At 70.5% G+C, this 25,467-nt stretch carries 27 protein-coding genes; 17 read left to right on the top strand and 10 right to left on the bottom strand.

Features of this window, described 5'->3' with window-relative positions:
* Window positions 1-183: 183 nt before the first annotated feature.
* Window positions 184-789: a DUF7848 domain-containing protein gene (locus ACZ3I3_RS07470; RefSeq protein ID WP_467363281.1), complete on the bottom strand. Its 606-nt coding sequence runs from the start codon at window positions 787-789 to the stop codon at window positions 184-186.
* 105 nt (window positions 790-894) lie between these two features.
* On the opposite strand from ACZ3I3_RS07470, the gene ACZ3I3_RS07465 reads away from it, so the two are divergent.
* Window positions 895-1,854, top strand: a complete 960-nt coding sequence (locus ACZ3I3_RS07465; RefSeq protein WP_467363279.1) for a helix-turn-helix domain-containing protein — start codon at window positions 895-897, stop codon at window positions 1,852-1,854.
* Complete coding sequence (locus tag ACZ3I3_RS07460; RefSeq protein ID WP_467363382.1) at window positions 1,802-1,915, top strand: DUF397 domain-containing protein; 114 nt, start codon at window positions 1,802-1,804, stop codon at window positions 1,913-1,915. The genes ACZ3I3_RS07465 and ACZ3I3_RS07460 overlap by 53 nt, the downstream gene beginning before the upstream one ends.
* 1 nt (window position 1,916) lies before the next feature.
* Here the strand turns inward: ACZ3I3_RS07460 and ACZ3I3_RS07455 are convergent, their stop codons facing one another.
* The 5 genes from ACZ3I3_RS07455 to ACZ3I3_RS07435 all read right to left on the bottom strand — a co-directional run bounded on the left by ACZ3I3_RS07455 (window position 1,917) and on the right by ACZ3I3_RS07435 (window position 5,542).
* Window positions 1,917-2,264, bottom strand: coding sequence for a hypothetical protein (locus ACZ3I3_RS07455; RefSeq protein WP_401465907.1), 348 nt, complete (start codon window positions 2,262-2,264; stop codon window positions 1,917-1,919).
* The gene (locus ACZ3I3_RS07450; RefSeq protein WP_397616900.1) at window positions 2,261-2,869 is read right to left on the bottom strand and encodes a DUF6232 family protein; all 609 of its coding nucleotides are present in this window, start codon (window positions 2,867-2,869) and stop codon (window positions 2,261-2,263) included. Before ACZ3I3_RS07450 ends, ACZ3I3_RS07455 begins: the two co-directional genes overlap by 4 nt.
* Before the next feature lie 91 nt (window positions 2,870-2,960).
* Window positions 2,961-4,052: an alpha/beta hydrolase gene (locus tag ACZ3I3_RS07445; protein WP_467363278.1), complete on the bottom strand. Its 1,092-nt coding sequence runs from the start codon at window positions 4,050-4,052 to the stop codon at window positions 2,961-2,963.
* Between the two features lie 16 nt (window positions 4,053-4,068).
* Window positions 4,069-4,821, bottom strand: coding sequence for an SDR family NAD(P)-dependent oxidoreductase (locus ACZ3I3_RS07440; RefSeq protein WP_467363277.1), 753 nt, complete (start codon window positions 4,819-4,821; stop codon window positions 4,069-4,071).
* Between the two features lie 43 nt (window positions 4,822-4,864).
* Window positions 4,865-5,542: a DJ-1/PfpI family protein gene (locus ACZ3I3_RS07435; RefSeq protein WP_467363276.1), complete on the bottom strand. Its 678-nt coding sequence runs from the start codon at window positions 5,540-5,542 to the stop codon at window positions 4,865-4,867.
* Window positions 5,543-5,668: 126 nt separating this feature from the next.
* Between ACZ3I3_RS07435 and ACZ3I3_RS07430 the strand changes: the two genes are divergently transcribed.
* Window positions 5,669-6,130 (top strand): MarR family winged helix-turn-helix transcriptional regulator, encoded by a 462-nt coding sequence (locus ACZ3I3_RS07430; RefSeq protein ID WP_467363274.1) that lies wholly within the window; start codon window positions 5,669-5,671, stop codon window positions 6,128-6,130.
* 18 nt (window positions 6,131-6,148) lie between these two features.
* Here the strand turns inward: ACZ3I3_RS07430 and ACZ3I3_RS07425 are convergent, their stop codons facing one another.
* Complete coding sequence (locus ACZ3I3_RS07425) at window positions 6,149-6,448, bottom strand: PLD nuclease N-terminal domain-containing protein (RefSeq protein ID WP_467363273.1); 300 nt, start codon at window positions 6,446-6,448, stop codon at window positions 6,149-6,151.
* A gap of 68 nt (window positions 6,449-6,516) precedes the next feature.
* Here ACZ3I3_RS07425 and ACZ3I3_RS07420 point away from each other — a divergent pair, with 68 nt between their 5' ends.
* A complete protein-coding gene (locus ACZ3I3_RS07420; RefSeq protein WP_467363271.1) occupies window positions 6,517-7,968 on the top strand; it encodes a menaquinone biosynthesis decarboxylase in 1,452 nt (483 codons plus the stop codon).
* Window positions 7,965-8,867 (top strand): menaquinone biosynthesis prenyltransferase MqnP, encoded by a 903-nt coding sequence (gene mqnP / locus ACZ3I3_RS07415; protein WP_467363269.1) that lies wholly within the window; start codon window positions 7,965-7,967, stop codon window positions 8,865-8,867. The genes ACZ3I3_RS07420 and mqnP overlap by 4 nt, the downstream gene beginning before the upstream one ends.
* On the opposite strand, the gene ACZ3I3_RS07410 is transcribed toward mqnP, so the two are convergent.
* Window positions 8,857-9,462, bottom strand: coding sequence for a rhomboid family intramembrane serine protease (locus tag ACZ3I3_RS07410; protein WP_467363267.1), 606 nt, complete (start codon window positions 9,460-9,462; stop codon window positions 8,857-8,859). The two genes, mqnP and ACZ3I3_RS07410, sit on opposite strands and share 11 nt — an antisense overlap.
* Before the next feature lie 90 nt (window positions 9,463-9,552).
* Here ACZ3I3_RS07410 and ACZ3I3_RS07405 point away from each other — a divergent pair, with 90 nt between their 5' ends.
* The 9 genes from ACZ3I3_RS07405 (at window position 9,553) to ACZ3I3_RS07365 (ending at window position 16,037) form a co-directional block, all read left to right on the top strand.
* Window positions 9,553-10,239: a UbiX family flavin prenyltransferase gene (locus ACZ3I3_RS07405; RefSeq protein WP_467363265.1), complete on the top strand. Its 687-nt coding sequence runs from the start codon at window positions 9,553-9,555 to the stop codon at window positions 10,237-10,239.
* 80 nt (window positions 10,240-10,319) lie between these two features.
* Complete coding sequence (locus ACZ3I3_RS07400; protein ID WP_059424549.1) at window positions 10,320-10,775, top strand: Lrp/AsnC family transcriptional regulator; 456 nt, start codon at window positions 10,320-10,322, stop codon at window positions 10,773-10,775.
* A gap of 38 nt (window positions 10,776-10,813) precedes the next feature.
* The gene (gene mqnE, locus ACZ3I3_RS07395) at window positions 10,814-11,977 is read left to right on the top strand and encodes an aminofutalosine synthase MqnE (protein ID WP_467363264.1); all 1,164 of its coding nucleotides are present in this window, start codon (window positions 10,814-10,816) and stop codon (window positions 11,975-11,977) included.
* A gap of 77 nt (window positions 11,978-12,054) precedes the next feature.
* Window positions 12,055-12,705 carry a UdgX family uracil-DNA binding protein gene (locus tag ACZ3I3_RS07390; RefSeq protein ID WP_467363263.1) on the top strand — a complete coding sequence of 217 codons (651 nt, stop codon included), beginning with the start codon at window positions 12,055-12,057 and terminating at the stop codon, window positions 12,703-12,705.
* Between the two features lie 16 nt (window positions 12,706-12,721).
* Window positions 12,722-13,246 (top strand): GNAT family N-acetyltransferase, encoded by a 525-nt coding sequence (locus ACZ3I3_RS07385; protein WP_467363262.1) that lies wholly within the window; start codon window positions 12,722-12,724, stop codon window positions 13,244-13,246.
* A 107-nt stretch (window positions 13,247-13,353) separates the two neighbouring features.
* Window positions 13,354-13,653 (top strand): DUF4229 domain-containing protein, encoded by a 300-nt coding sequence (locus tag ACZ3I3_RS07380; RefSeq protein WP_356925293.1) that lies wholly within the window; start codon window positions 13,354-13,356, stop codon window positions 13,651-13,653.
* Between the two features lie 141 nt (window positions 13,654-13,794).
* On the top strand, window positions 13,795-13,887 hold the full coding sequence (locus ACZ3I3_RS07375) for a putative leader peptide (RefSeq protein WP_399407918.1): 93 nt from the start codon (window positions 13,795-13,797) through the stop codon (window positions 13,885-13,887).
* Between the two features lie 71 nt (window positions 13,888-13,958).
* The gene (locus ACZ3I3_RS07370) at window positions 13,959-15,260 is read left to right on the top strand and encodes a dicarboxylate/amino acid:cation symporter (protein ID WP_467363259.1); all 1,302 of its coding nucleotides are present in this window, start codon (window positions 13,959-13,961) and stop codon (window positions 15,258-15,260) included.
* Between the two features lie 78 nt (window positions 15,261-15,338).
* The gene (locus ACZ3I3_RS07365) at window positions 15,339-16,037 is read left to right on the top strand and encodes a TetR/AcrR family transcriptional regulator (protein WP_467363257.1); all 699 of its coding nucleotides are present in this window, start codon (window positions 15,339-15,341) and stop codon (window positions 16,035-16,037) included.
* On the opposite strand, the gene ACZ3I3_RS07360 is transcribed toward ACZ3I3_RS07365, so the two are convergent.
* Both ACZ3I3_RS07360 and ACZ3I3_RS07355 read right to left on the bottom strand, forming a co-directional pair.
* Window positions 16,025-16,912 (bottom strand): MaoC family dehydratase, encoded by an 888-nt coding sequence (locus ACZ3I3_RS07360; protein WP_467363255.1) that lies wholly within the window; start codon window positions 16,910-16,912, stop codon window positions 16,025-16,027. The two genes, ACZ3I3_RS07365 and ACZ3I3_RS07360, sit on opposite strands and share 13 nt — an antisense overlap.
* Window positions 16,912-18,249, bottom strand: coding sequence for a 3-oxoacyl-ACP reductase (locus ACZ3I3_RS07355; protein ID WP_467363253.1), 1,338 nt, complete (start codon window positions 18,247-18,249; stop codon window positions 16,912-16,914). Before ACZ3I3_RS07355 ends, ACZ3I3_RS07360 begins: the two co-directional genes overlap by 1 nt.
* Before the next feature lie 93 nt (window positions 18,250-18,342).
* Between ACZ3I3_RS07355 and ACZ3I3_RS07350 the strand changes: the two genes are divergently transcribed.
* From ACZ3I3_RS07350 to ACZ3I3_RS07340, 3 genes are all read left to right on the top strand, one after another.
* Window positions 18,343-19,626: an acetyl-CoA C-acetyltransferase gene (locus tag ACZ3I3_RS07350; RefSeq protein WP_467363251.1), complete on the top strand. Its 1,284-nt coding sequence runs from the start codon at window positions 18,343-18,345 to the stop codon at window positions 19,624-19,626.
* Between the two features lie 230 nt (window positions 19,627-19,856).
* Window positions 19,857-21,776, top strand: coding sequence for an AMP-dependent synthetase/ligase (locus tag ACZ3I3_RS07345; RefSeq protein ID WP_467363250.1), 1,920 nt, complete (start codon window positions 19,857-19,859; stop codon window positions 21,774-21,776).
* 69 nt (window positions 21,777-21,845) lie between these two features.
* Window positions 21,846-25,367, top strand: a complete 3,522-nt coding sequence (locus ACZ3I3_RS07340) for an NACHT domain-containing protein (protein WP_467363249.1) — start codon at window positions 21,846-21,848, stop codon at window positions 25,365-25,367.
* Window positions 25,368-25,467: the final 100 nt, after the last annotated feature.

Below are 25,467 nucleotides of genomic sequence, written 5' to 3'. Positions count from 1 at the left end.
CCCCTGGCCACCCGCCTTTCCGGGCCGCTCGCTCGCTTCTCTCCCGTGCTGGAACGGCCTGGGTCAAGGGTGGCCCGCAGGGCCATCGCCGAAGGCGACGCGAAGCGCCCTTGACGCAGGCCGTGGAAGCACGACACTGCCGAAGAAGCGGGCGGCCCCGACAGTTGCTCTCGATCGCCCTCGTCAGCCCTGCCTCTCCAGCACCGCGTAGTCGGCGAAGCTGCGGCGGTAGCGCAGGTGCCGGGTCTCCTGGGTGTGCCTGCGCTGCCACTCCTCCACCTCGGCCGGTGTCTGCCGTGGCCCCGAACTCGCCCCGCAGTCCTCCTCCTCTCCCGAGACGCAGTACGCCTGGTACTCCGGGACGGCCGACGCGTCCTGCACGATCGAGTACGGCACGTACCGGAAGATCCGGCGCCCCGCCGGTTCCCCGCCGTGCTCCTGCCGCTGGTGCTGGCGCAGCAGCACGTTCGCGTCCGTCACGGCACTCCCGTCGAACGCGGCCCGCGCCCGGTCCCGGCGGACGGCCAGCTCCTCGCACACCGCGCACCCGGGCACGGGTACGGGGGGCCGGTTCGGGTCCGCCGACCACCCTTCCCTGGAACGGTCGTTGGCCGCGCGTACGCCCGCGCTGAGCCGTTCCTCCAGGGTGGCCGCCCGGATCCGCGCCGGGTCCGCCTGCCACTCCCGGCCGCCGCCGACCGGGCGCAGCATCACATACGGGCCGGTCCTGTCCTGGTACTCGCCGACCTTGCGCGTCGCAGGGTCGAAGACGAGCGTTCCCGGTTCCATTCCGTGCACCTCCGTAACTCTGGGTGTATCGAGCGTTGCGCAGGGGAACAGTCCGGTTCAATGCTTGGCGTGTGACACCGGTGCACTGTCACGGAGGGGGAGGCCGTGAGCCGACGGAACGGCGGGGCGGAGTCGGGGGCGAGCACGGCGGCCGTGTTCGGCGAGGTGCTGCGGCATTTCCGCGAGGCTGCGCTGCTCACGCAGGAGGGCTTGGCGAGGCAGATCCCGTGCGACCGCTCGCACGTGGCGCGGGTGGAGGCGGGTACGAGGGTTCCGCAGGAGGGTTTCGCGAAGAAGTGCGACGAACTTCTTGGCACAGGTGGGGTGTTGCTGCGGTTGTGGGGGCGGATCGACTGGTATCCGCAGGTGGAGCATCCTGACTGGTTTCGGCGGCGGGCTGAGATGGATGCCGTGGCCGTCACTTTGCGGGAGTACCAGGAGCGCGTCATCCCGGGCTTGTTGCAGACGTCGGACTACGCCCGGGCGCTCTCCTCGCGCTACGTGAGCGGGGTGGAGCTGGAGGAGCGCGTCCGAGCCCGGATGAGCCGACAGCAGCGCTTCCTCGCCGATGGCGGTCCGCTGTACATCGTCGTCCTCGACGAGAGCTGCCTGCGCAACGTGGTCGGTGGTCCGGCTGTCATGCGGGACCAGTGCGCGCACTTGCTGAGCGTCGGGCAGCGCCCCAACATCCGTATCCAGGTCGCGCCCGCAGGCCCCCTGGAAATCGTCCGCCCCAGTGGCTCCATGTCTCTGATCACGCTGCCCGAAGGGCGCCAGTGGCTCTATTCGGAGTCCCTCAATCGCGGCCACTTCACCAACGATCCGGCCCTCTACGAGCGCTATAACCAGTTCTATGATGTGCTCAGGGCGGACGCCCTGTCAGCTCCCCAGTCCGCCGCTCTGATCCACGAGGCGATGGAGAGGTACGAGCACTATGGACCGGAACGAGCTCGGCACAGTGACCTGGGTCAAGAGCAGCTACAGCGACGGCAACGGCGGCAACTGCATCGAAATCGTCCCCGATATCCCCGACACCGTCCCCGTCCGCGACAGCAAAACCCCTGACGGACCGGTCCTGCTCGTCACCCGGTCCGCCTGGTCCGCTTTCCTCTCCGGCGTGCGCTGAACTACTGCCCGCTCAGCATCTGCAGGATCCGGTTGGCGGCCTCCGCGACCGGCTGGCCCACGGCCCCGACGGCCGCGGCGATCGCGGCGACAGCCATCAGCGCACGGTGCCGTTCCTCGGGAGGCGCGGCGTCAGCCGACAGCACCGGCAGGGACTCGTCGATGAGCTGCGCGCTCGGCTGCGGAAGCTGGTCGCGCAACTCGCGGACGCCCTGGAGCAGTTCGGCGATGGCCAGCCGAAGGGTGGGATCCATCGCGTCACCGGTCGCCCCGTTCTTCACGATGCCCGTGTTGCCGCTGCCGCCGTGCATGGTGACGTTGTCACCGTAGTAGTAGTTGTTGCCGCTCATGCCGCGATCCCCACGTTGCCGTTGCCGCCGTACATGTTCACGTTGTCGCCGAAGTAGTAGTTGGTGGGCGAGCTGATGGTCAGACGCTCGACCGTCACATGGAACTCGGTGTCCGGGTTCTCCAGTGCGCCGGCGACGTAGCCCACGAGCTGGTCCAGGTGCTGCGGGTTCCGGCTGGTCACCATCGCGGTGGAGGGGCCGGCCGTCTCGACGGCGAGGACGTAGTGCGACTGGGCGGTGACGACGGAGAGCATGTCCACGAGGAAGTAGAGCAGAGCCGCGCCGGAGCCGAGCCACACGAAGGTGAGGAGGCCGCTGCCCGTGGACCTGCTCGCGAGGAACGTCACGCTGCCGATGATCGACAGGCCGATGGCCACGGCGAGGGTGATCCCGGTGCGTGCGAGGAAGCGGATGACCGCCTCCTTGCGCCTCGGGTGGAGGGTGAAGGTGTACACCCGCGCGATGTTCCGCAGCGGGTAGGCCGCGCCGCCGACCCATAACAGCCGCTTGCTGACGCGCAGTTCGATGTCGGTCATGCTCTGGGGCGGAGTGGCGGGCGGGGGTGGGACGTCCCACTGCCCCGGCGGCTGCTGCTGGGTCTCCATGAAGTCCTTCTGGGGGCCGACGGGTTCTGAGTGACAGCCGTAACTGTCTGAACACCATTGACGACCATGCGTTGCCCGGGAACAAGTGCTTTCACACAAGCCCCGCACTCTGGGACCGCCCGCGCACCCCGCTCAGACGGCTGCGGATCGCCTCTGCGGCATCAAGTGCCGCCGACCGGAACCGGGTCGAGAGCGCGAAGAAGCTGAGATAGCCGTGGACGAGGTCCGCTTCGCGATGCAGGACCACCTCCGCGCCCGCCTGCCGCAGCCTCTCCGCGTAACGCTCGCCCTCGTCGCGGAGCGGGTCGAATCCGCCGGTGGCGATGTAGGCCGGCGCGATCGACGCGTCCACCTCACCGAGAAGCGGGGAGAGACGCGGATCCGACCGGTCGGCCGCTTGGGCGTACTGGTCCTGAAACCAGTCGATTTCTCGGTCGCTGAGCAGGAATCCCTCACCGAACAGATCCCGCGAAGGGTGGCGCCCGGTGAAGTCGGTCGCGGGATAGAACAGGAACTGGTGTGAGGGGCGCGGGCCTTCCCGCCGGGCGGTGAGTTGGGCGAGTACGGCCGAGAGGTGGGCGCCCGCGCTGTCGCCCCCGACGGCGATGCGCGCCCGGTCGACACCCAGGGCGTCGGCGTGCCGGTGAGCGTGCTCGAACGCGGCCAGCGCGTCGTCGAGGGCGGCCGGGAAGGGATGTTCCGGGGCCAGACGGTAGCCGACGGACATGATCTTCACCTGGGCGTGGTGCGCGAGGAAGGACACCAGGGAGTCGTAGGAGGTTCGGCTGCCGATGACCCACCCTCCGCCGTGGAAGAACACCAGCAGTGGGGCCGGCGTACTGAGGTGGGTCGGCGTGTAGAGCGTCGCGTGGAGGTCGCCACCGGTGGTCTCGATGGCGAGGTCTTCGCTGATGACGTCCTTGAAGCGAGGCCCTTGCAGTGCGTGTCGGCCGCTCTCCATGGCTGCGCGGGACTCCTCCGGCGAGTCGTTGACGACGAGTGAGACGCCGCCGCGCCGGGAGATCTCGGCCAACAGTTGGGCGTCGAGGGCGAGTGTCTGACCGTCGAGGCGTACGGCAGGGCCCGCTATGCGTCTCTTGACGGTCTCGGGAAGCCGGAACATGAGCCGCATGACGGTCTTCTGGATCCGCGCCGAAAGGGTGGGGCCGCTTGAATCGGTCATGGGTCGGGGCATCTCATCAACCTCGGGTTCTGGCAGTGGTGAGGTCCGTGGCGAAGTCCCACAGCGCGGCGCCGAGTTCACGCGAGTGCAGCTGGGGGGAGGCCTTCGCGGGCCGTGTGCGGTGGTAGTAGGTGCCCGCCAAGGGGGCGGTGCTCGAGGCGAGGTGCACCAGGCGGGCGGCGCCTTCGTCCGGGGTGCCGGTGACGCCGGGGTGGAAGTCGCCGACATCGATCGTGCGGTGGCGGCGGCCGTATTCGCGCAGGAGGATTCCGGCTGCCAGCTTGGAGCGGGCGTAGGCGCGGTACCCGGACACTCCCGGGTGGCCGCGGGCCAGATCCTCGAGAGTGTGCAGTCCGATGACGGCGTTCTTGTGGGAGCGGGAGCTGGTGGCCAGGACGCGCCCGCCCCGCAGGTGTTCGGCGAGCAGCAGCATCAGCAGCCACGGGCTGAGCACGTTGACCTGGAAGGTGGCGTCGATGCCGTCGGCGGTGTGCCGCTCCGGCATGACCGCACCGGCGTTGGCCGCCAGCACGTCGATGTGGTCCGTGGCGCGCATGAGCTGGCCGGCCAGGCGGCGCACGTCCGCCAGTTCTTCGAAGTCCGCCGTGTACCAGGCGGCGTCGAGGGCTTCCGCCACCTGCCGGGTGCGTCGTTCGTCGCGCCCCACCAGATGGACATCGGCGCCCTGTGCGCGCAGGCGGACGGCGGCTTGCGCGCCGATCCCCGAACTGGCGCCGGTCAGGACGACGGTCTTGCCTTGCAGGTTCATGCCGCAGATCCCGTCCGCGTGCCGCTCCCGTCCTGGATTCCTGTCAGAGGTCGAAGGCGGGGAGGGCGCCGGTCGGTGCCCAGACGGTCCCGCGTCGTTCGTGCTCGAAGAGCTTTTCGAGCTCGGTGGCGATCCGGGGGCCGATCTCACGCTCCACGAGATACAGCGCGAGATCGAGACCGGAGGTGACACCGCCGGCGGTGATGAGCCGGTCGTCCACGACCACGCGTGCGTCGATCACGTGCGTCTCGGGGAAGTTGGCCCTCATGTCGGCCAGTCCGAGCCGGTGACCGGTGATGTAGCGGCCCTTGGTGAGACCGGCCATGGCGAGGATCATCGAGCCGCCGCACACCGCGACCACCAGCGTCTGCCCGTCGTCGAGGGCCTCGCCGACGAGGCCTGGCAGGCTGGTCCGCGCCGCACGCTGGAGGATGGCGGGGATGAGCTGTTCCCGCTCGGCCGGGGACAGCAGCTCCGGAGGGCGCAGGTCACCGGCGGCCCCCGGGACGATGATGATGTCCGCCCGTGCCGGGTCCAGTGCGGCGGTCGCGTTCAGCGATATACCCGTCAGTCCGCTGGGCACGTCCCGTGCGCCCTCGGCGCTGGCCAGCTCCGCGTGCAGCGCGCCCCCGGTGAGGGCGCCTGCCGACGTGAGGACCTCGTAGGGCGCGATGACATCCAGGGGGTCGAATCCGTCGAACAGTACGAACTGGGCGAGCATCCGGCTGGCCTTCCTTCCGTGGCGAGTCGGTTTCAGCCTGCCTGAAACCCTGCGCTCATGGTGAGCCCGCGGATGGGTTACAGTCAAGCTGAAACTGCTGTGCTGGTGGACCCGAGGCGCCTGACGATGACGAACGACACCCCGAGGCCGGACGTCGGCCCCATGCCGCCCACGAGCCCTGCCTTCCTCCTGGCGGCGCTGGGACGCCACATCCGCGACGACGTCGAGGAATCACTGAGGCCCACCGGGTTCACGCTGCGCCACCTGTCGGCTCTGGGGCACCTCAAGCGCGAGCCGGGGATGTCCTACAGTGAACTCGCCCGCCGAGCCGGAGTGACCGCGCAGAGCGCTCAGGCCACCGTCCGCCAGCTGGAGCAGCGCGGAGCCGTCGAACGCAGAAGCCTCCCCGGCCGCGGCCACACGGCAGAACTCCACATCACCGACAAGGGGTACGACCTGCTCGAGGCGGGCCGACGGGCCTACGCGGCAGCGGACGAAGACCTCGGCCTCGTCCTCGACAGCGAGCAACTCACCGTTCTGACCGGCTTCTTGCTGACCGCGCTCGCCTCGCGCCGGCCGGGCTCATAGCCCACAGGCCGGCGTCGCTCAGGACTCGTCCCGCCTGGGGTCGTCGTCCCGCTTCTCCTCGTCCAGGGACTTCAGGAAGTCGGGGTTGTCGTCGGGCGCCACCCACTGCCGGGGACGCGGACGGCCCCCCGCCGCGGCGCCGCGCTTCTTGCCGGCGATCAGCCAGGAGATCGAGCCGACGAGCGGGAACAGCAGCACGAGGATCGCCCACAGCGGCTTGGGCATGTGCCGGATCTCGTCGTCCTTCGTGCTGATGCAGTCGATGAACGCGTACACGCTCAGCGCCAGCGGTACGAGGAACATCAGTACCCGGAGCATGCGCGGCCTCTCAGCAAAGCGGGTGGGCGGTTCAGGGCCAGGGTAGCGGCTCGGGGATACTGGACCGCATGGCTTACGACGATCTTCGCTCCCTGCTCAGGGCTCTGGAGCGCGAGGGCGACCTCAAGCGCATCAAGGCCGAGGTGGACCCGTATCTGGAGGTCGGGGAGATCGTCGACCGGGTGCAGAAGGCCGGCGGCCCCGCGCTGCTCTTCGAGAACGTACGCGGGTCGGGCATGCCGCTCGCGATGAACGTGTACGGCACGGACCGGCGCCTGCTGAAGGCGCTGGGCCTGAAGTCGTACGGCGAGATCTCGGAGCGGATCGGCGGGCTGCTGAAGCCCGAGCTGCCGCACGGCTTCGTCGGCGTGCGCGAGGCCTTCGGGAAACTCGGTGCGATGACGCACGTACCGCCGAAGAAGGTGAAGGACGGCCCGGTGCAGGAGGTCGTCCTGACCGGGGACGACGTGGACCTGGACCAGCTCCCGGCCCTGTTCACCTGGCCCAAGGACGGCGGCTCCTTCTTCAACCTGGGGCTCACCCACACCAAGGACCCGGAGACGGGCATCCGCAACCTCGGGTTGTACCGCCTCCAGCGCCACGACAAGCGCACGATCGGCATGCACTGGCAGATCCACAAGGACAGCCGGAACCACTACCAGGTGGCGGCCCGGCGCGGGGAACGGCTGCCGGTCGCGATCGCCTTCGGATGCCCGCCCGCCGTCACGTACGCCTCCACGGCACCGCTCCCCGGCGACATCGACGAGTACCTGTTCGCCGGGTTCCTCGCGGGCAAGCGGATCGAGATGGTCGACTGCAAGACCGTGCCGCTCCAGGTGCCCGCGCAGGCGGAGGTCGTGATCGAGGGCTGGCTGGAGCCGGGCGAGATGCTGCCCGAGGGGCCCTTCGGCGACCACACCGGCTTCTACACGCCGCAGGAACCCTTCCCCGCGCTGAAGATCGACTGCGTGACGATGCGGAAGCGGCCGCTTCTCCAGTCGATCGTCGTGGGCAGGCCTCCGACGGAAGACGGACCGCTCGGCCGGGCGACGGAACGCTTCTTCCTGCCGCTGCTGAAGATCATCGTGCCGGACATCGTGGACTACCACCTGCCGGAGGCGGGCGGTTTCCACAACTGCGCGATCGTCTCGATCGACAAGAAGTACCCGAAGCACGCGCAGAAGGTCATGCACGCCGTCTGGGGCGCGCACATGATGTCGCTGACCAAGCTGATCGTGGTCGTCGACTCCGACTGTGACGTCCACGACCTGCACGAAGTCGCCTGGCGGGCGCTCGGCAACACGGACTACGCCCGCGACCTGAGCATCGTCGAGGGGCCGGTCGACCACCTCGACCACGCCTCCTACCAGCAGTTCTGGGGCGGCAAGGCCGGTATCGACGCGACGAAGAAGTGGCCCGAGGAGGGCTACACGCGCGACGGCGGCTGGCCCGACATGGTGGAGTCCGATCCGGAGACCGCGGCGAAGGTGGACCGCCGCTGGAAGGAGTACGGCCTGTGACTTCCGCTTCCGCCGCGATCCCGCAGCCGGGACGCACCAAGGCGTTCCTCCGGCTGGTGATGATCGAGCACTCGGTCTTCGCGCTGCCCTTCGCCTACATCGCCGCGCTCACGGCGATGTACCAGTGGGACAAGAACGTCCACTGGGGCCGGCTGCTGCTGGTCACCATCTGCATGGTCGGGCTGCGGACCTTCGCGATGGCGGTCAACCGGATCATCGACCGCGAGATCGACGCCCGTAACCCGCGCACGGCGCACCGCGAACTGGTGACCGGCGCGATGTCGGTCCGGCACGCCTGGACCGGGGCCATGATCGCCCTCGTCGTCTTCCTCGGCGCGGCGGCCCTGCTCAACCCGCTGTGCCTGGCCCTGGCCCCCGTCGCGGTGATCCCGATGGTGGTCTACCCGTACGGCAAGCGGTTCACGAACTTCCCGCAGGCCATCCTGGGCCTCGCGCAGTCGATGGGCCCGGTCGGCGGCTGGCTGGCCGTCACGGGTTCCTGGTCCTGGGACGCGGTGATCCTCGGCCTCGCCGTCGGCATCTGGATCGGCGGCTTCGACCTGATCTACGCCTGCCAGGACGTCAAGACCGACCGCGAGATCGGCGTCATGTCCGTCCCGGCCCGCTTCGGCATCCCGGCGGCGATCTGGGGCGCCCGCGTCTGCCACGCCCTCACGACGGCCCTGTTCGTCTGGTACGCCCTGGCCACCGACGCCGGCGCCTTCTTCTGGCTGGGCCTCCTGATCGTCGCCACCGCGTTCCTCTACGAACACACCATCGTCCGCCCCCACGACCTGTCCCGAGTGAACCGCGCGTTCTTCAGCGTCAACGGCTTCATCGGCATTGCCCTGTTCGTGTGCGCGCTGCTGGATCTGCTGGTGCGTGGCCTCACGGTGTGAGAGCGGGCGGTGTGGTCCGCCGGCGGCTGAACACGAACGCCGCCGCCACCCCCGCCAGCAGGCCCAGCAGGTGGCCCTGCCAGCTGACGCCCGTCTGGGTGGGGGCGAGGCCCGCCAGGATGGAGCCGCCCCAGATCGCGGCGATCAGGATGCCGACCAGGACTCCCCAGGGGCGGCGCTCGACGAACCCGCTGACCAGGAGGAAGCCGAAGAGGCCGAAGATCAGGCCGGAGGCGCCCGCCGTGTTGGTGTGGGCCGGGGCTATGAGCCAGACGCCCAGGCCGTCGACGAGCACGATCAGCGCGCAGACGAGGAGGAAACGGCGCAGCCCTGCCAGCGCGGCGAGGAAGCCGAGGACCAGCAGGGGCACCGTGTTCGCGGCCAGGTGGGCGAAGCCGAAGTGGATGAACGCCGACGGGACGACGTCGACCAGCTCGGACGGCGTGCGCGGGGTGACGCCGAGGCCGTCCAGCGCGTGGCCGCTCAGTACGTCCACCACTTCCAGCAGCCACAGCAGCGCGACCCAGGCCAGCATCAGCTTGCCCGCGGCCATCGCACGGTCGCCGCGTGACCATCCGGCTCCGGTACCCGACATGGCGACCCCCAGTGCTCGCTCGTCCCTCCGGGGAACGCCCCGCCCCCCTTGGCCGGTTCCCACCCTGCGACGCCGGATAGGCTCGGTGTTGTGAACCCAGTCAAGCCAGGCGAGACACCGCGTACGCCTTGGATCGTAGGGGTGTCCGGCGCCTCCGGCACCCCGTATGCCGCTGCCGTGCTGCGGGCGCTCCTCGCCGTCGGCGAGAGCGTCGACCTCGTGGTGTCCCGGGCCTCCCGCCTCACCCTGCTCGACGAGACCGGGATCTCCTTCCGGGACGCCCACTGGCAGGACGACCTGCGGGAATGGCTGTCCCGGGGTGCCGACGGCAAGCCCGGCACGTTCTCCGTGGACATCGGCGCCGTACGGCACTGGAGCGCCGGCGACCTGGCCGCCGGGCCCTCCTCGGGGTCGTACCCCACCAAGGGCATGCTGATCGTGCCCGCCTCGACCGCGAGCGTGGCCGGGGTCGCGCTCGGACTGTCGAAGGACCTGTTGCAGCGGGCGGCGAGCGTGACCCTGAAGGAGGGGCGCAAGCTGATCGTGGCCGTGCGAGAGACCCCGCTGAACGGCCAGACCCTGCGGCACCTGGTCACCCTCGACGACGCGGGCGCGACCGTCGTGCCCGCCTCACCCGCCTTCTACGCGGGCGCGACGCACATCCAGGACCTGGTGGACTTCGTCGCCGGACGCGTACTCGACGCGGCGGGCGTGCCGCACCGGCTCTACCGCCGTTGGCAAGGTGAGCTCGGCGGCGGATCACACCGCGAAGACTGAGCCACACCCCCTGCACAGCACCAGTACGTCATCACAACCACAGACTTTTCAGACAACTTCAGCGGAAGGCTTCGATCGCAATGGACGCGGTGGACAGGCAGCTCATCCAGGCCCTGAGGGAGAACGGCCGGGCCTCCTACGCGGAGCTGGGACGCCTCGTCGGACTGTCGGGACCGAGCGTCACCGACCGCATCAACCGGCTGGAGGCGGCCGGTGTCATCACCGGCTACCGGGCCACCGTCGACGCCGCCTCGCTCGGCCTCGGCGTCACCGCGCTCATCGGCATCTCGCTCTCCGACGCCACCGACCACGAGGACGTGGCCCAGCGGCTGCGGGACCTCTCGGAGATCGAGGACTGCTGGTTCATCGCGGGCGACGACTCGTACATGCTCAAGGTGCGGGCGGAGAACGTGGACGGTCTGGAGAAGATCATCCGGCGGCTCAGCGGTACGAAGGGTGTGTCCCGGACGCGTACGACCATTGTTCTGTCCACCAAGTGGGAGAACCGGGTCGGGGAGCTGCCGGAAGAGGCGTAGGCGTACGGTTGGTCGGGCTGTCGGAGAAAGGTGTGCACATGGACGTCGGGCTCAAGCGCGAGCTGGAGGAAAAGGTCCGTTCCGGTGAGCGGCTGACCCGTGAGGACGGCATCGCGCTGTACGAGTCGGACGACCTGGCCTGGCTCGGCGGCCTCGCCCACGAGGTGCGTACGCGCAAGAACGGCGACGTCGTGCACTTCAACGTCAACCGTCACCTCAACATGACCAACGTGTGCACGGCCTCCTGCGCGTACTGCTCCTTCCAGCGCAAGCCGGGGGAGAAGGACGCGTACACGATGCGCATCGAGGAGGCCGTCAAGCTCGCCAAGGCGATGGAGGGCGAGAACCTCACCGAGCTGCACATCGTCAACGGGCTGCACCCGAACCTGCCGTGGCGCTACTACCCGCGCTCGCTGCGGGAGTTGAAGGCCGCGCTGCCGCACGTCTCGCTGAAGGCCTTCACGGCGACGGAGATCCACCACTTCGAGACCATCTCCGGGATGAGCGCGTCCGAGATCCTGGACGAGCTGATCGACGCGGGTCTCGAGTCGCTGACCGGCGGTGGCGCGGAGATCTTCGACTGGGAGGTCCGGCAGCACATCGTGGACCACCGGACCCACTGGGAGGACTGGTCCCGTATCCACCGGCTCGCGCACGAGAAGGGTCTGAAGACCCCCTGCACGATGCTGTACGGCCACATCGAGGAGCCGCGGCACCGGGTGGATCACGTGCTGCGGCTGCGTGAGCTGCAGGACGAGACCGGTGGTTTCCAGGTCTTCATTCCGCTGCGGTACCAGCACGACTTCGTCGACCTGCAGGACGGGAAGGTTCGTAATCGGCTGCAGGCGCGGACGCAGATGGCGACGGGGGCTGAGGCGCTGAAGACCTTCGCGGTGTCGCGGCTGCTGTTCGACAACGTGCCGCATGTGAAGGTCTTCTGGGTCATGCATGGCGTGCAGACCGCGCAGTTGGCGTTGCAGCACGGGGCGGACGACATGGACGGGTCTGTCGTCGAGTACAAGATCACGCATGACGCGGACAACTTCGGTACGCCGAACAAGTTGACCCGTGAGGACTTGCTGGATCTGATTCGCGATGCCGGGTTCCGGCCCGTGGAGCGGAATACTCGGTACGAGATCATTCGGGAGTATGACGGGCCCGACCCGGAGCTTCGGGAGTCGCCGCAGCCGATGCGGGTCTGACCGTTCGCCGGCGGGTGCGGGTGCGTGGGGGCTGGTCGCGCAGTTCCCCGCGCCCCTGGGTGGGGTACCCGGCTGGCATGGTTGCCATCAAGGCGCCTGAGGACGCCTATACCGCTGAACCGTTCGTTCCTGAGCGCGGTGGGCTGCCCGCTCTGCGGCGGGCCGCTGCCGAGTGCCGGGGGTGTCCCTTGCACCGGGACGCCACCCAGACCGTGTTCGGGGACGGGAACAAGGACGCTCGCGTCATGCTCGTGGGGGAGCAGCCCGGGGATCAGGAGGACCGGCAGGGGAAGCCGTTCGTCGGGCCCGCCGGGCGGCTTCTGGACCGGGCCCTGGAGGAGGCGGGCATCGATCCTTCCGAGGCCTACGTCACCAACGCGGTCAAGCACTTCAAGTTCACCCAGGCCGAGCCGCGCAAGCGCCGGATCCACAAGGCGCCCAGCCTGCGGGAGATGACCGCGTGCGGCCCCTGGCTGGCCGCCGAGCTCGCGGTGGTGGAGCCGGAGCTGATCGTCGTACTCGGGGCCACCGCCGGGAAGGCGCTGCTCGGGTCCTCCTTCCGGGTCACGCAGGTGCGGGGCACGGTGCTGGAGGAGGAGATCCACGGCCGGCCGGAGCGGCTGGTGCCGACGGTGCATCCGTCGTCGGTGCTGCGGGCGGACGACCGGGAGGCGGCGTACCGGGGGCTGCTGTCCGATCTGAAAGTGGCGGCGCAAGCACTGGGGTAATAGCTACAATTCGTGCATGCCCCTTACCTTCACCCTCGATCCTGCCGTCACGCCCGATCTGCGTGACGGCATCCTCGATCTGTGGGCCGACGTCTCCAACGCGGGCGGGGCCGTCGGCTTCGTGCCGCCGGTGACGCCGGAGGACATCCGTCCCTGGCTGACGCGGCACTTCGTGTCGATGGTGGAGGGGCAGGTCAGGCTGCTCGTCGGGCATGACGAGGAGGGGCGGGTCGCGGCGACCGCGTTCCTCACCCTCAATACGCACCACCTCATGACGCACTGGCTGTGGCTCTACACGGTGATGGTGCATCCGCGCCATCAGGGCAAGGGGTACGGGCGTGATCTGCTGGCGGCGGCCGCCGACGCGGCCCGGAGCCTCGACGGCATCGAGGCGATCCGCCTCACCTGCCGGGGCGGTCTCGGCCTGGAGCGCTTCTACGAGTCCTGCGGCTACAAGGAGGTCGGGCGCATCCCCGGCGCGATCCGGGTGGCGCCCGGCGAGGACCGGGACGACGTCATCATGCTGCTGCCGCTGAACTGAACCCGGAGGCCCCGTACCCCCCTGCAAGATCGGCCGCCCGGCGTGCTTCACTGGACGGTGCCCCTTTGGGTGCGTTCTGGCCGTTCGAACCGGAAGAGTGGATTGAGATGCTCCGCTACACGCTGATGCGCCTCGGCATCTTCGCAGGCTGCCTCGTGGTCGTCTGGGGCCTCGTCTACTCCGGCCTCGCCCCGCGCGGTCTCGGCTCCAGCAACGGCCTGTGGATCGTCATGCTCGCTCTGCTGCTCTCCGCGCCGATCAGCTTCGTCGTGCTGCGCAAGGAGCGGGACCGGGCGTCCGTGCAGATCGTGCAGCGGGTGGACCGGATGAAGGCCAACCTGGAGGCCAACCGCAACCAGGAGGACGCCGCCGACGACGCGTCCCGGGCGCAGGGGCAGACCTCGTAGGAGCCCCGCACCGGCGTACAGCGCCCCGTTTCCGTACTTGCTCGGAAACGGGGCGCTTTGTCATGTGTGGGTGGGGTCGGGTTTCAGCCTGTCAAAGCCAGGCTTTGAGGTACTCAAAGTTCAGGTGTTAAGGTCGATGCCATGAAGTCAGCAGTCGCGCCCCCCATGCCTCTGAGCGCTTTGCTCGTGGCGCGCCTGCACGTGGATCTCTGTCGGTGCGCGTCCGCTACCTGAAGTCCCTGACGTAACGCAATCCCCGTCGTCTCCCACGTCAGTCCCTACGCGTCCCCCAACGGAGCCCTTCCGTGTCCTCACACACGAAGTCCTTCAAGGTGCCCTTCTGGGCCCAGATCATCGCCGGTCTCGTCCTGGGCGTGCTGCTCGGCTGGCTCGCCCGCAGCCAGGACCTGTCCTGGCTGGTCACGACCCTGGAGAAGGTCGGCGACACGTTCATCGGCCTGCTGAAGCTCGCCGTCGCCCCGCTCGTCTTCTTCGCGATCCTGGTCTCGATCACCAACCTGCGGAAGGTCAACAACGCGGCCCGCCTGGCCTCGCGCACCCTCCTGTGGTTCATGGCCACGTCGCTGATCGCGGTGAGCATCGGCCTGGTCATCGGCCTGCTCACCAACCCGGGCGCCGGCACCGGTCTCACCCCCAAGGACGGTGCGAAGCCCAAGGAAACCGGCTCCTGGATCGACTTCCTGACCGGCATCGTGCCGACCGACGTCATCACGCCGTTCACCGAGCTGAACGTGCTGCAGATCGTCTTCATGGCCGCCGTCGCCGGTATCGCCGCCCTCCAGCTCGGTGAGAGGGCCCAGCCGATCCTCGCGCTCAGCGAGTCCGTCCTCGAACTGCTGCAGAAGGCGCTGTGGTGGGTCATCCGGCTCGCCCCGCTCGGCACCGTCGGCCTCATCGGCAACGCCATCGCCACCTACGGCTGGGACCTGATCGGCAAGTACGCGACGTTCACCGCCGACATCTACGTCGGCTGCCTGATCGTGCTGTTCGGCGTCTACCCGGCGCTGCTCGCGACCGTCGCCAAGGCCAACCCCGTCCAGTTCTTCAAGGGCGCCTGGCCCGCGATCCAGCTGGCCTTCGTCTCCCGCTCGTCCGTGGGCACGATGCCGCTGACCCAGAAGGTCACCGAGCGGCTCGGCGTGCCGAAGGAGTACGCCTCCTTCGCGGTGCCGTTCGGCGCGACGACCAAGATGGACGGCTGCGCCGCGATCTACCCGGCCATCGCCGCGATCTTCGTCGCCCAGATCTTCGACATCCAGCTGGGTGTCGGCGACTACCTGCTGATCGCGTTCGTCTCGGTGGTCGGCTCCGCCGCCACGGCCGGTCTCACCGGCGCGACGGTCATGCTGACCCTCACCCTCTCCACCCTCGGCCTGCCGATGGAGGGCGTGGGCCTGCTCCTCGCGATCGACCCGATCCTGGACATGATCCGCACCGCGACCAACGTCGCCGGTCAGGCCCTCATCCCGGTCCTGGTCTCCGCCCGCGAGAACCTGCTCGACCGCGAGGCCTACGCCACGGCCGACGGCTCCTCCCTGGACGAGCAGCGCGAGGCGCGGCCCGAGCAGGTCCCCGCGGCGGCCTGACGCGCCGACGCCCTTCCCTGGCCGGTCCTCTCGGTTGCCCGACCGAGGGCCGGCCGGGGGGACCGTACGCTAAGCGGTATGGGTGCCGTGAAGACCAAGCGGATGCCGCGTGCGGTCCGTGAACAGCAGATGCTGGACGCCGCCGTGCAGATCTTCGGACAACGGGGGTACATGGCCGCGTCGATGGACGAGATAGCCGAACTCGCGGGCGTGTCCAAGCCGTTGGTCTACCTGTACCTGAACTCAAAGGAAGACCTCTTCACCGCCTGCATCCGCCGCGAGGCGAGGGCGCTCGTCGAGGCCGTGCGGGCCGGTGTCCGGCCCGATCTGCCCGCCGACCGGCAACTCTGGGAAGGGCTGGGGGCGTTCTTCGCCCACACCGCGCGCCACCCGGACGCCTGGTCGGTCCTGCACCTCCAGGCCCGTACGCACGGCGAGCCCTTCGCCGCCGAGGTCGCCGCGATGCGCGAGGAGATCGTCGCGTTCGTGACCCAGCTGATCCTCGCCGCCGCCCGTGAGGCACACCGCGACCCCGACCTCCCGGAACGTGAGGTCGCCGGCCTCGCCGAGGCCCTGGTCGGTGCCGCCGAGTCGCTCGCCGCCTGGGCCAACGCCACCCCGGGCGTCACCGCCCGCCAGGCCGCGGCCACGATGATGAACTTCGCCTGGGCAGGGCTGGGCGACCTCATGGCGGGGCGGCCGTGGTCACCTCCGGTGGAGCACGAGGAGCGGGCCGGGAGTCAGATGGACGAGCGGGCGAGGGCTCAGGTGGAGTAGACGTCTCCCGTCAGGTGGATCCGGTCCTCCCGGCCGCGTAGTTCGAACCGGCCGTCCTCCGCCGCGTACGTCACCGCCCCCGGCAGCAGGACCGGTGCGCGGAACTCCGCGCGTACGTGGCAGGACTCCGGCGTGCCGTGCGCGGCGAGGCAGCGGGCGACGGTCCACATGCCGTGGGCGATGGCCCGGGGGAAGCCGAACAGGCGGGCCGTGAGCGGGTGAAGGTGGATCGGGTTGCGGTCGCCGGACGCCGCCGCGTACCGGCGTCCGACGTCCTCGGCGAGCCGCCACTCGGCGACGGCCGGCAGCGGTTGCCGTATGTCCTGCCGGGGCGTCCTGGTCTCCTCCGGGCGCGTTCCGGCCTCCTCCCGGTGCGCCTGGGCGGGCCGCTGCGTGCGGTGCCGGGCGAGGTAGGTGCTCCTCGACTCCCAGACGACGTCCCCGTCCTCGCGCACCTCGGTGACGACGGTCGCCTCCGTGCCGCGCCGGTGGGGTGCCAACCCCTCGATGTACACCGTGAGTTCGTACGCGCCGGTGGCCGGCATCGCCCGGTGCCGGGTCATCGTGATCGACGTGTGGACGAGGCCCAGCAGCGGCAGCGGGAAGTCCCGGCCGCTCATCAGCCGCATGGCCAGGGGGAATCCCAGCACGTGCGGATACGCCACCGGCAGCGCGTCCTCCCCGGTCGGGAACCCGCAGACCCGCTCGTACGCCGCCAGCCGCGCGAGGTCGACGCGCAGGCCCGGCAGGACGAGCCGGGTGCGCGGGAACTGAGCGTCGGGGGCCGGGCGTTTGAAGGGGGACAGCAGGGCACCGCGCGCGAGGAGCGGGGCGAGGGAGGGGGACCCGGTGAGGACGAGAGCGGCGTCGGCCATCACGCCCCCAGCAGGCTCTGGCCGCATACGCGGACGACCTGCCCGTTGACCGCGCCCGAGGCCGGGTGTGCGAGCCAGGCGGTGGTCTCGGCGACATCGGCCGGAAGGCCTCCTTGCGCGAGGGAGTTCATGCGGCGGCCCGCCTCGCGGATGAACAGCGGGACGGCGGCCGTCATCTTCGTCTCGATGAAGCCCGGCGCGACCGCGTTGACCGTCACCCCGTGCTCGGCGAGCGCGCGCGGCGCGAGGGAGCGGACCAGACCGACGATGCCCGCCTTGCTCGCGCCGTAGTTGGTCTGCCCCGCGTTGCCGGCGATGCCCGCGATGGAGGCGGTCGCCACGATCCGGCCGCCCCGGTTCAGCGTCCCGGACTTCAGCAGCGCGTCCGTCGTGCGCAGCACGCTCGCCAGGTTCACCTCCAGCACCGGGATCCAGCGCTCGGCGGGCATGTTGACCAGTCGCCGGTCCCGTGTGATGCCCGCGTTGTGGACGAGCAGGTCCAGGCCGTCCGGCAGGGCCTCGGCGATCCGCGTGCCCGCGTCGGCGGCCGTGATGTCGAGGAGCAGCGCGGTGCCGCCGAGCCGGTCGGCGACGCGCCGGGCGTCCTGCTCGGCCTGCGGCACGTCGAGGACGACGACCCGGGCCCCGTCCCGGGCGAGCGTCTCGGCGACGGCCTCGCCGATGCCGCGGGCGGCGCCGGTGACCAGGGCGGTGCGGCCGGTGAGGGGGCGGTTCCAGTCGACGGGGGCGGAGGGCTCGTCGTCCGGGGCGGTCTCGCCCGGCCCCGTCTCACCCGCCCCGACCTCGATCACCTGCCCGCTCACATACGCCGACTTGGGCGACAGCAGGAAGCGCAGCGTGGACTCGGCGGCCGAGGCGTCCGTGAGCCGGACCAGGTTCACGGTCCTGCCCCGGCCGATCTCCTTGCCCAGGGAGCGCGTGAAGCCCTCCAGGGCCTGCTGGGCGGCGGCCTGGTGATGGTCGGCGGGGTCGAGCGGAGCGCCGAGCAGGACCACGCGCCCGCTCGCGGCGACCGACCGTACGACGGGATGCAGGGCGGCGTGCACCTCGGCCAGGCCCTCGACGTCCCGTACGCCGGTCGCGTCCAGGACGACGGCCGCCGCCCGGTCGGAACCGGCCGGGCCGATCCCGGTGCGGGCGAGGACCGGTGCCAGGTCGAGGGCGGACCGGCCGGCGGTGAGGTGGCGCAGGCCGCCGTCGAGGGCGGGCCGCTCGGGGGACCAGCGGGTCAGCGCCGCCGGCTGGGGCAGGCCGAGCCGTCGGGTGAGGAAGCGGCCGGGCCCGGTGGCGGTGAAGCTCAGATAGCGGTCGGCCATGGCGACTCCCAGCTCGGATGACTGCTCACACTTGCTTACTCTGGAGTAAGGTTACCGTAGGTAAGGCTACGTCACAGGCGAGGAGCGGTCGAGATGAGCCCCCAGAAGATGTCGGTGCGGCGCGTGGCGGTCGTCGGCGGAGCGCGCATCCCGTTCGCCCGCTCCGACGGCCCGTACGCCACCGCCTCCAACCAGCAGATGCTCACCGCCGCCCTCGACGGCCTGGTCGAGCGGTACGGGCTCCAGGAGCCGGGCGCGGTCGGCGAGTTCGTGGCCGGCGCGGTCCTCAAGCACAGCCGCGACTTCAACCTCGCCCGCGAGACGGTCCTCGGCTCGCGTCTGCACCCCACCACCCCCGCCTACGACATCCAGCAGGCCTGCGGCACCGGACTCCAGGCCGTCATCGCCGCCGCCAACAAGATCGCCCTCGGCCAGACCGAATCGGCGGTCGCGGGCGGTGCCGACACGGCGAGCGACGCGCCCCTGGGCGTCAACGACTCGCTGCGCCGCATCCTGCTGGAGGCCCGCCGGGCGAAGTCGCTGGGCGGCCGCGTGAAGGCCCTGGCGAAGGTGCGCCCGGGCCACCTCGTCCCCGACATCCCGCGCAACGCCGAGCCGCGCACCGGACTGTCCATGGGCGAACACGCCGCCGTCACCGCCCGCGCCTGGGGCATCGGCCGCGAGGCGCAGGACGAACTGGCGGCGGCCAGTCACCAGCGGCTGGCGGCGGCGTACGAACGCGGCTTCTTCCAGGACCTGGTGACCCCCTTCCGGGGCCTCGCCCGCGACCAGAACCTGCGCCCCGGCTCGACCGTGGAGAAACTCGCCTCGCTGAAGCCGGTGTTCGGCCTCGACCACCCCGACCCGACCATGACGGCCGGGAACTCGACCCCGCTGACGGACGGGGCGGCGACCGTGCTGCTGGCGAGCGAGGAGTGGGCCCGCGAGCGCGGCCTGGAGCCGCTGGCGTATCTCACCGCGTACGAGACGGCGGCCGTCGACTTCGTCGGTGGAGACGTCGCCGGCGGCGAGGACGGGCTGCTCATGGCGCCCGCGTACGCCGTGCCGCGCATGCTGGAGCGGGCCGGACTGGGCCTCGCCGACTTCGACCTGGTGGAGATCCACGAGGCCTTCGCCTCCCAGGTGCTGGCGACGCTCGCCGCCTGGGAGAAGCGGGGTCTGGGCACGGTGGACCGCGCCCGGCTGAACGTCGCGGGCTCGTCCCTCGCCACCGGCCATCCCTTCGCCGCCACCGGCGCCCGGATCGTGGCGACTCTGGCCAAACTGCTCGCCGAACGCGACGCGCCCGCCCGCGGGTTGATCTCCGTCTGCGCGGCGGGCGGGCAGGGGGTGACGGCGATCCTGGAACGGGCCTGAGGCCGACAGCGGACCGAACGTGAAGGTCCCTCACGTAACCCCCGAGAATGCACAGGCCTGGCTCCGGACCATCCCCTAACCCGCACAAACCCGCCACGCGAGGCCCGTACGATCCCGTTCCTACCGTCAGTAACCCCTTTCTGGGGGTTCAACCGGTTGAGCGCCTCGGCGTGCGAGGCACGTACGTATGCAGCAAGCAGTTCCTTCGCTGCGCGCCCCAGGAGCCGCCCGTGTCCACTGCCCATCCCTCCTCCGCCTACGGCGACATCTACGGCGGACCGGTCCTGGTCGAGCCCGAGACGCGGCGGCTCGACGGGGCGGTGCGGGAGGCGTCCGTACCGCCGCTGGCGCCGCCGTGGACCCACGGGTCCCTCGCCGACCTGCCGTTCGACAACGCGAGCGCGGACCCGGGCGCCGTGGCGCTCAGCCGCAAGGACGCCGACGGGCGCTGGAGCGACGTGACGGCGGCGCAGTTCGCCGGCCAGGTGCTGGCCGTGGCGAAAGGGCTGATCGCCGAAGGGCTGATGCCCGGCGACCGGATCGCCGTGATGGCCCGGACCATCTACGAGTGGACCGTCCTGGACTTCGCGGCCTGGGCGGCCGGTCTGGTCACCGTGCCCATCTATCCCACGTCCTCCGTCTTCCAGGCCCGCTGGATCCTCCAGGACTCCGGCGCCGTCGCCCTCGTCACCGAGTTCGCCGGGCAGGCCGCCGCACTCGGCCCGGAGCGCGAGCGCCTGCCCGACCTGAAGCACATGTGGATCGTGGAGAAGGGCCACATCGACCGGCTGACGGAGGCCGGGGCGCACCTCAGCGACCAGGAGGTCGAGGTGCGGCGCGGCATGCTGGGCCCCGACACCCTCGCCACCCTCGTCTACACCTCCGGCACCACGGGCCGCCCCAAGGGCTGCGCGCTCACCCACGGCAACTTCTTCGCCGAGGTCGACAACGCCATCGAGCTGCTCTACCCCGTCTTCCGGGCCAAGACCAGCGAAGAGGCATCGGTGCTGCTGTTCCTGCCCATGTCCCACGTCTTCGGGCGCATGGTGGCGATCGCCTGCGTCCGCGCCCGGGTACGGCTCGGCCACGCGCCCAGCATCAAGGCGGAGAACCTGCTCCCGGACCTGGCGAGCTTCCGGCCGACCTGTCTGCTCGCCATCCCGTACATGCTGGAGAAGGTCTTCAACGCGGCCCGCGCCAAGGCCGAGGCGGGCGGCCGGGTGACGTCCTTCGACCGCGCCGTGGCGATCGCGCGGCGCTACGGCGAGGCGATGGAGGCCCAGCAGACCGGCACCGGCCCCGGCCCCTCCCGCGCCCTGAGGACCGCCCGCGTCTTCTACGACCCCCTCGTCTACCGCCGGATCCGCAACGCCATGGGCGGCAGGGTCCGCTACGCCATCTGCGGCGGCTCACCCCTGGGCCGCCGCCTCGCCGCGTTCTACGCCGGAGCCGGCATCGAGATCTTCGAGGGCTACGGCCTCACGGAGACCACCGGCGCGTCGACCGTCACCCCGCCCCTCAAACCCCGCCTGGGCACGGTCGGCTGGCCCCTGCCCGGCACCCGCGTCCGGATCGCCGCCGACGGCGAGATCCTCCTCGCCGGCGACCACGTCCTGCGCGGCTACTGGGACCCCCAGGCCGGTGGCGTCGTACCCGCCGCCCCCGACGGCTGGCTCGCCACCGGCGACATCGGCGAACTCGACGACGACGGCTACCTGACGATCACCGGCCGCAAGAAGGAACTGCTGATCACCGCGGGCGGCAAGAGCGTCGCCCCGGCACCCCTGGAGAACTGGCTGCGCTCCCACCCGCTGATCTCCCAGTGCATGGTCGTGGGCGACGGCCGCCCCTTCGTCTCGGCCCTGATCACCCTGGACCCGGACGGCATCACCCACTGGCGCCAGATGAACGGCAAGCACCCCGTACCGCCCAAACTCCTCGTCGACGACGAGGAACTCCGCGCGGTCCTCCAGCGCGCCGTCGACGACGCCAACAAGATGGTCTCCCGCCCCGAGTCCATCCGCCGCTTCGCGATCCTCCCCGAGGACTTCACCGAGGAGGCGGGCCACCTCACCCCCTCGATGAAGCTCCGCCGCGAGGCCGTGATGCGCACCTTCGCGGCAGAAGTGGAGGCCCTGTACACGCGGTGAGGCACCGAGCCCGCGCCGGTTTCCCCGACCAGGCCTCCTCCCGCCTTCCAGGGCGGCTACCGTCCTGTCATGGGGTGGAAGTCGAAGCGGGTCGAGACGGGCGGGGAGCGGGCGGTCGGGGCGGGAGGTGACGTCAAGGCCGCCGCGACCGGCGACTACGGCGTGGCCGTGCACATCGAGAACCAGTACGTGCAGCAGACGGTGGAAACGGTCCTGACCCCCGAGGAGACGGACGAGGCGCTGCGCCGTTACGCCACGCGCATCCGCGAGACCTACGGCCGCCTGGACCTGGAGGTGCTGATCCCGACCGAGGAGGGCGAGCATCCTCCGGTCGGTCTGGACGAGGTGTTCGTCGCGCCCACCGTACGGGCCGACCCGCCGCCCGTGGAGCTGCCCCGCGACATCCGTCAGCGGCTCGTGGACTCCGGTGAGTGGCCGTCGAGTCTCCCGCCCGGCCTCGAACGCGAGGCACTGGACCGCGCCCGGCAGGCCTACGCGGAGCGTCCCGCGCGGGACGTCCTGGAGGTGCTGGCCGGCCCGCACGAGGACCGTCTCGTCCTGCTCGGCGACCCCGGCGCGGGCAAGTCGACCCTCGCACGCCATCTCGCGCTGACCCTCACCGGAGCGGTCCGGCCGGGCGACCCGCTGGCAGCCCTCGACGGCCGCGTCCCGCTCGTCGTCGAACTACGGGAGTACGCCGCGGGGGAGTGGCGGGAGCGGACGTTCGAGGACTTCCTCGAGCACCTGCACACCACGAAGGGCATGGCGCCCCCGTACCCGGTCACCGAGCGGATCCTGGCCGAGGGGCGTGCGGTGGTCGTCTTCGACGGCCTGGACGAACTCTTCGAACCCGCCGCACGGGAACAGGTCGGTCACCGCATCGCCGACTTCGCCGGCCGCCACCAGCGGGCCGGGGTCCGGGTGGTGGTGACCTCGCGCGTCATCGGATACCGGCGGGGCGTCCTGGAGCGCGCCGGTTTCGCCCACTACATGGTCCAGGACCTGAGCCGGCAGCAGATAGAGCAGTTCTCCCGGCAGTGGTACGCCACCGCCTACCCGCACGACGAGGAGCGAGCCGCCCGTCTGTGCCGCCGGCTCACCGAGGCGGTCGGGCACTCCCGGCCGGTGGGTGAACTGGCCGGCAATCCCCTCCTGCTGACCATCCTCGCCATCATCGGCCGCCGCAGGGAGCTGCCCCGGGACCGGCAGGGCGTCTACCGGCACGCCGTCGCGGTCCTGGTGGCGCACTGGGACGAACACGCCAAGCACCTGCGCGGGCCGACGGACCTGGAGGCGCTGTCCTACCTCGGGGACGAGGACCGGCACGAGCTGCTCCGGCTCGTCGCCCGGCGCATGCAGGACGGCGAGGGCGGCATCGCCGGCAACCACATCCACCAGGACGAACTGCTCGCCACGTTCAAGGAGTACCTGTCCGAGCAGTACGAACTGCCCGTCGCACAGGCCGTGTCGGCGGCCCGGACGATGGTGCGGCAGTTCCGGGAGCGGAACTTCATCCTCAGCCACTACGGGGGCGGGGTGTACGGCTTCGTGCACCGGGCCTTCCTGGAGTACCTCGCGGCCGTCGACATCGACCGGCGCTACACGCGGGAGCGGGAGTGGACCCGGGAGGAGTTCGTCGAGGAGGTCTTCGCACGGCACGCGGAGGACCCGGCCTGGCACGAGGTCCTGCTGCTCCTGGTCGGGCAGATCGGGGAGCGGGAAGCGGGCGCGGTGATCGACCGGTTGCTGGAGATGCACCGGCGGCGGGCCGACCCGGACTGGGACTCGTCCCTGCTGACGCTGAGCGTGCGGGCGCTGGCGGAAGTGCGCAGGATCGGCGTGTTGGCGGGGCAGAGCAGGGGGGTTGTGGACGAAATCGTCGCGCGCACGGAGCGGAGAGATTCGTTGTTTCTGCTGACCGGCGTCGACGGGATGGAAGAGACCCTGGCTGCCTTCAAGACATTTCCTCCGCACTGGAGCGGGCGATCCCGGTTTCTGCGCTGGTTCCATCTGCGCGGCCAGTTCCTCAGCGAGTCGCTGCCTGGCCAGTACGCGTCCGTGCTCTACCAGGATTCGACGATCCCGCGGATCATGGCCGGGTGGGCCCATTCCGACTTGGTTCAGGCCGCCCTTGTGGAAGGGCTGGCGGAACGCTGGGGAGCCGAGCGGGATATCCGTGAGCTGCTGCGCACACGCGCGGCCGCCGACCCCGCTGAGCGCGTCCGCAGTATGGCTCTGGAAGCGCTGGCCGAACTGGGCTCGGGCGAGGAGGGCGTCAGCGAGCTGCTCGCGGATCGTTCGGTCGCGGACCCCTCACTGCAAATCCGCACCCTCGCGCTGTCACTCCGCGGTGACAACGCGTCGGACGAGGACCTGTGGGCGCCCATCACCGCCCTCGCCGTCTCCGCCGAGGACAAGTACCAGCGGTGCCAGGCGTTGTCCGCGCTGGCTCAGCATCGTGGTGACCAGCCCGAGGTCAGGGAACTGCTTTGCCGCTTGGCGATCGAAGACCCCGACGGCTCCGTGCGGGATGAGGCACTGAGCCATCTCGATGGTCTGCTGGACGACGAACGCGTGGCGGCCCTGATGCGCAGCCGGGTAGCGGAGGACCCGGCCCCCCACGTCCGGCTGACAGCCCTGTCTTACCTGACCCATCACACGGGGGAGCCCGAGCTGGCGCGCAGACTCGCAGTCGAGGACCCGTACTCGTTCGTCCGGTCACAGGCCCTGTTCAGCTTGCGGGCCATCCGTGGTGACGACCCCGCCACTTGGGAGCTGGCCCGGCGTCGAGCCGTTGCGGACCCGGACGAGAGGGTCCGCCGCTCGGCGTGCAGCATGCTGTGGCAGACGGCGGGATCCCAGCTCGGCACGGTCGAGTTCCTGCGCGAGCGGGCTGTCGCGGACCCCGGACCGCAGGCTCGGGGAGGCGCGCTCTACGGGCTGGTACGACTGGCAGCGGACGAGCCCGGCACCTGGGAACTCGTCCGCGATGCCGTCGACGACACCGATGGCGTCGTACGGGCAGAGGCCGTGGAGCACCTGTGCTGCTACCGCGGGGACGATGCCGGAACATGGGAGCTGGTCCTGGACCGACTCGCCAACGATCCCGAGACACGGGTCCGCACCGAGGTGCTGCGTGGCCTGAGGCACTACCGGGGTGACGAGTCCGCAAAGTGGGCCGCGATCCGTGCCCGCGCGTATGACGACGATTCCGTCCTGGTCAGAAAGTTGGCGCTGGCATGGCTGGCCACGGGCCGGGACGACACCGCGCCCCACGAGGTGTTCCGGGACCGGGCGGTCGCCGATGGCGATCCCGTGATCCGGGCCGACGCCCTGCGCTGGTACGCCGTGTGCGAGACGGACGCCACGGCTGCCGAGTTCCTGCGTCACCGGGCCGTCGCCGACCCCGACCCCCAACCCCGCATCGCCGCCCTGCAGTCACTCGCCTTCGGCTGGCCAGCCCACCCGGAGACCCTGCCGCTGCTGCGGGAGAGGGTCGAGTCCGACGAGGATGAAGAGGTACGGGACGTGTCGGCGCGTGCTCTGGCGGCGGCCGAGTCGCTGTGCCCCCTCAGTGACCGGCTGCCCTGAGAAGGGCCCGGCGGCGAGCCCCCGCTCGGCCTTTGCGAGGTCTTCACACCTGGTCCTTGACGACGCACGGTGTCTCCCCGTTGGCTTTCTGCCACCTCGT

This window comes from Streptomyces sp. NPDC016851 (assembly GCF_055562795.1).
The sequence above is the reverse complement of the archived record's forward strand: the minus strand, read 5'-3'. Positions and strand labels throughout refer to the sequence as shown.

Excerpts from the sequence above, each read along its gene's own strand:
- ACZ3I3_RS07470 (WP_467363281.1), bottom strand. The coding sequence starts at position 789 with ATGGAACCGGGAACGCTCGTCTTCGACCCTGCGACGCGCAAGGTCGGC.
- ACZ3I3_RS07455 (WP_401465907.1), bottom strand. The coding sequence starts at position 2,264 with ATGAGCGGCAACAACTACTACTACGGTGACAACGTCACCATGCACGGC.
- ACZ3I3_RS07450 (WP_397616900.1), bottom strand. The coding sequence starts at position 2,869 with ATGGAGACCCAGCAGCAGCCGCCGGGGCAGTGGGACGTCCCACCCCCG.
- ACZ3I3_RS07445 (WP_467363278.1), bottom strand. The coding sequence starts at position 4,052 with ATGACCGATTCAAGCGGCCCCACCCTTTCGGCGCGGATCCAGAAGACC.
- ACZ3I3_RS07440 (WP_467363277.1), bottom strand. The coding sequence starts at position 4,821 with ATGAACCTGCAAGGCAAGACCGTCGTCCTGACCGGCGCCAGTTCGGGG.
- ACZ3I3_RS07435 (WP_467363276.1), bottom strand. The coding sequence starts at position 5,542 with ATGCTCGCCCAGTTCGTACTGTTCGACGGATTCGACCCCCTGGATGTC.
- ACZ3I3_RS07430 (WP_467363274.1), top strand. The coding sequence starts at position 5,669 with ATGACGAACGACACCCCGAGGCCGGACGTCGGCCCCATGCCGCCCACG.
- ACZ3I3_RS07425 (WP_467363273.1), bottom strand. The coding sequence starts at position 6,448 with ATGCTCCGGGTACTGATGTTCCTCGTACCGCTGGCGCTGAGCGTGTAC.
- ACZ3I3_RS07420 (WP_467363271.1), top strand. The coding sequence starts at position 6,517 with ATGGCTTACGACGATCTTCGCTCCCTGCTCAGGGCTCTGGAGCGCGAG.
- ACZ3I3_RS07410 (WP_467363267.1), bottom strand. The coding sequence starts at position 9,462 with ATGTCGGGTACCGGAGCCGGATGGTCACGCGGCGACCGTGCGATGGCC.
- ACZ3I3_RS07400 (WP_059424549.1), top strand. The coding sequence starts at position 10,320 with ATGGACGCGGTGGACAGGCAGCTCATCCAGGCCCTGAGGGAGAACGGC.
- mqnE (WP_467363264.1), top strand. The coding sequence starts at position 10,814 with ATGGACGTCGGGCTCAAGCGCGAGCTGGAGGAAAAGGTCCGTTCCGGT.
- ACZ3I3_RS07390 (WP_467363263.1), top strand. The coding sequence starts at position 12,055 with ATGGTTGCCATCAAGGCGCCTGAGGACGCCTATACCGCTGAACCGTTC.
- ACZ3I3_RS07385 (WP_467363262.1), top strand. The coding sequence starts at position 12,722 with ATGCCCCTTACCTTCACCCTCGATCCTGCCGTCACGCCCGATCTGCGT.
- ACZ3I3_RS07380 (WP_356925293.1), top strand. The coding sequence starts at position 13,354 with ATGCTCCGCTACACGCTGATGCGCCTCGGCATCTTCGCAGGCTGCCTC.
- ACZ3I3_RS07375 (WP_399407918.1), top strand. The coding sequence starts at position 13,795 with ATGAAGTCAGCAGTCGCGCCCCCCATGCCTCTGAGCGCTTTGCTCGTG.
- ACZ3I3_RS07365 (WP_467363257.1), top strand. The coding sequence starts at position 15,339 with ATGGGTGCCGTGAAGACCAAGCGGATGCCGCGTGCGGTCCGTGAACAG.
- ACZ3I3_RS07360 (WP_467363255.1), bottom strand. The coding sequence starts at position 16,912 with ATGGCCGACGCCGCTCTCGTCCTCACCGGGTCCCCCTCCCTCGCCCCG.
- ACZ3I3_RS07355 (WP_467363253.1), bottom strand. The coding sequence starts at position 18,249 with ATGGCCGACCGCTATCTGAGCTTCACCGCCACCGGGCCCGGCCGCTTC.
- ACZ3I3_RS07350 (WP_467363251.1), top strand. The coding sequence starts at position 18,343 with ATGAGCCCCCAGAAGATGTCGGTGCGGCGCGTGGCGGTCGTCGGCGGA.
- ACZ3I3_RS07340 (WP_467363249.1), top strand. The coding sequence starts at position 21,846 with ATGGGGTGGAAGTCGAAGCGGGTCGAGACGGGCGGGGAGCGGGCGGTC.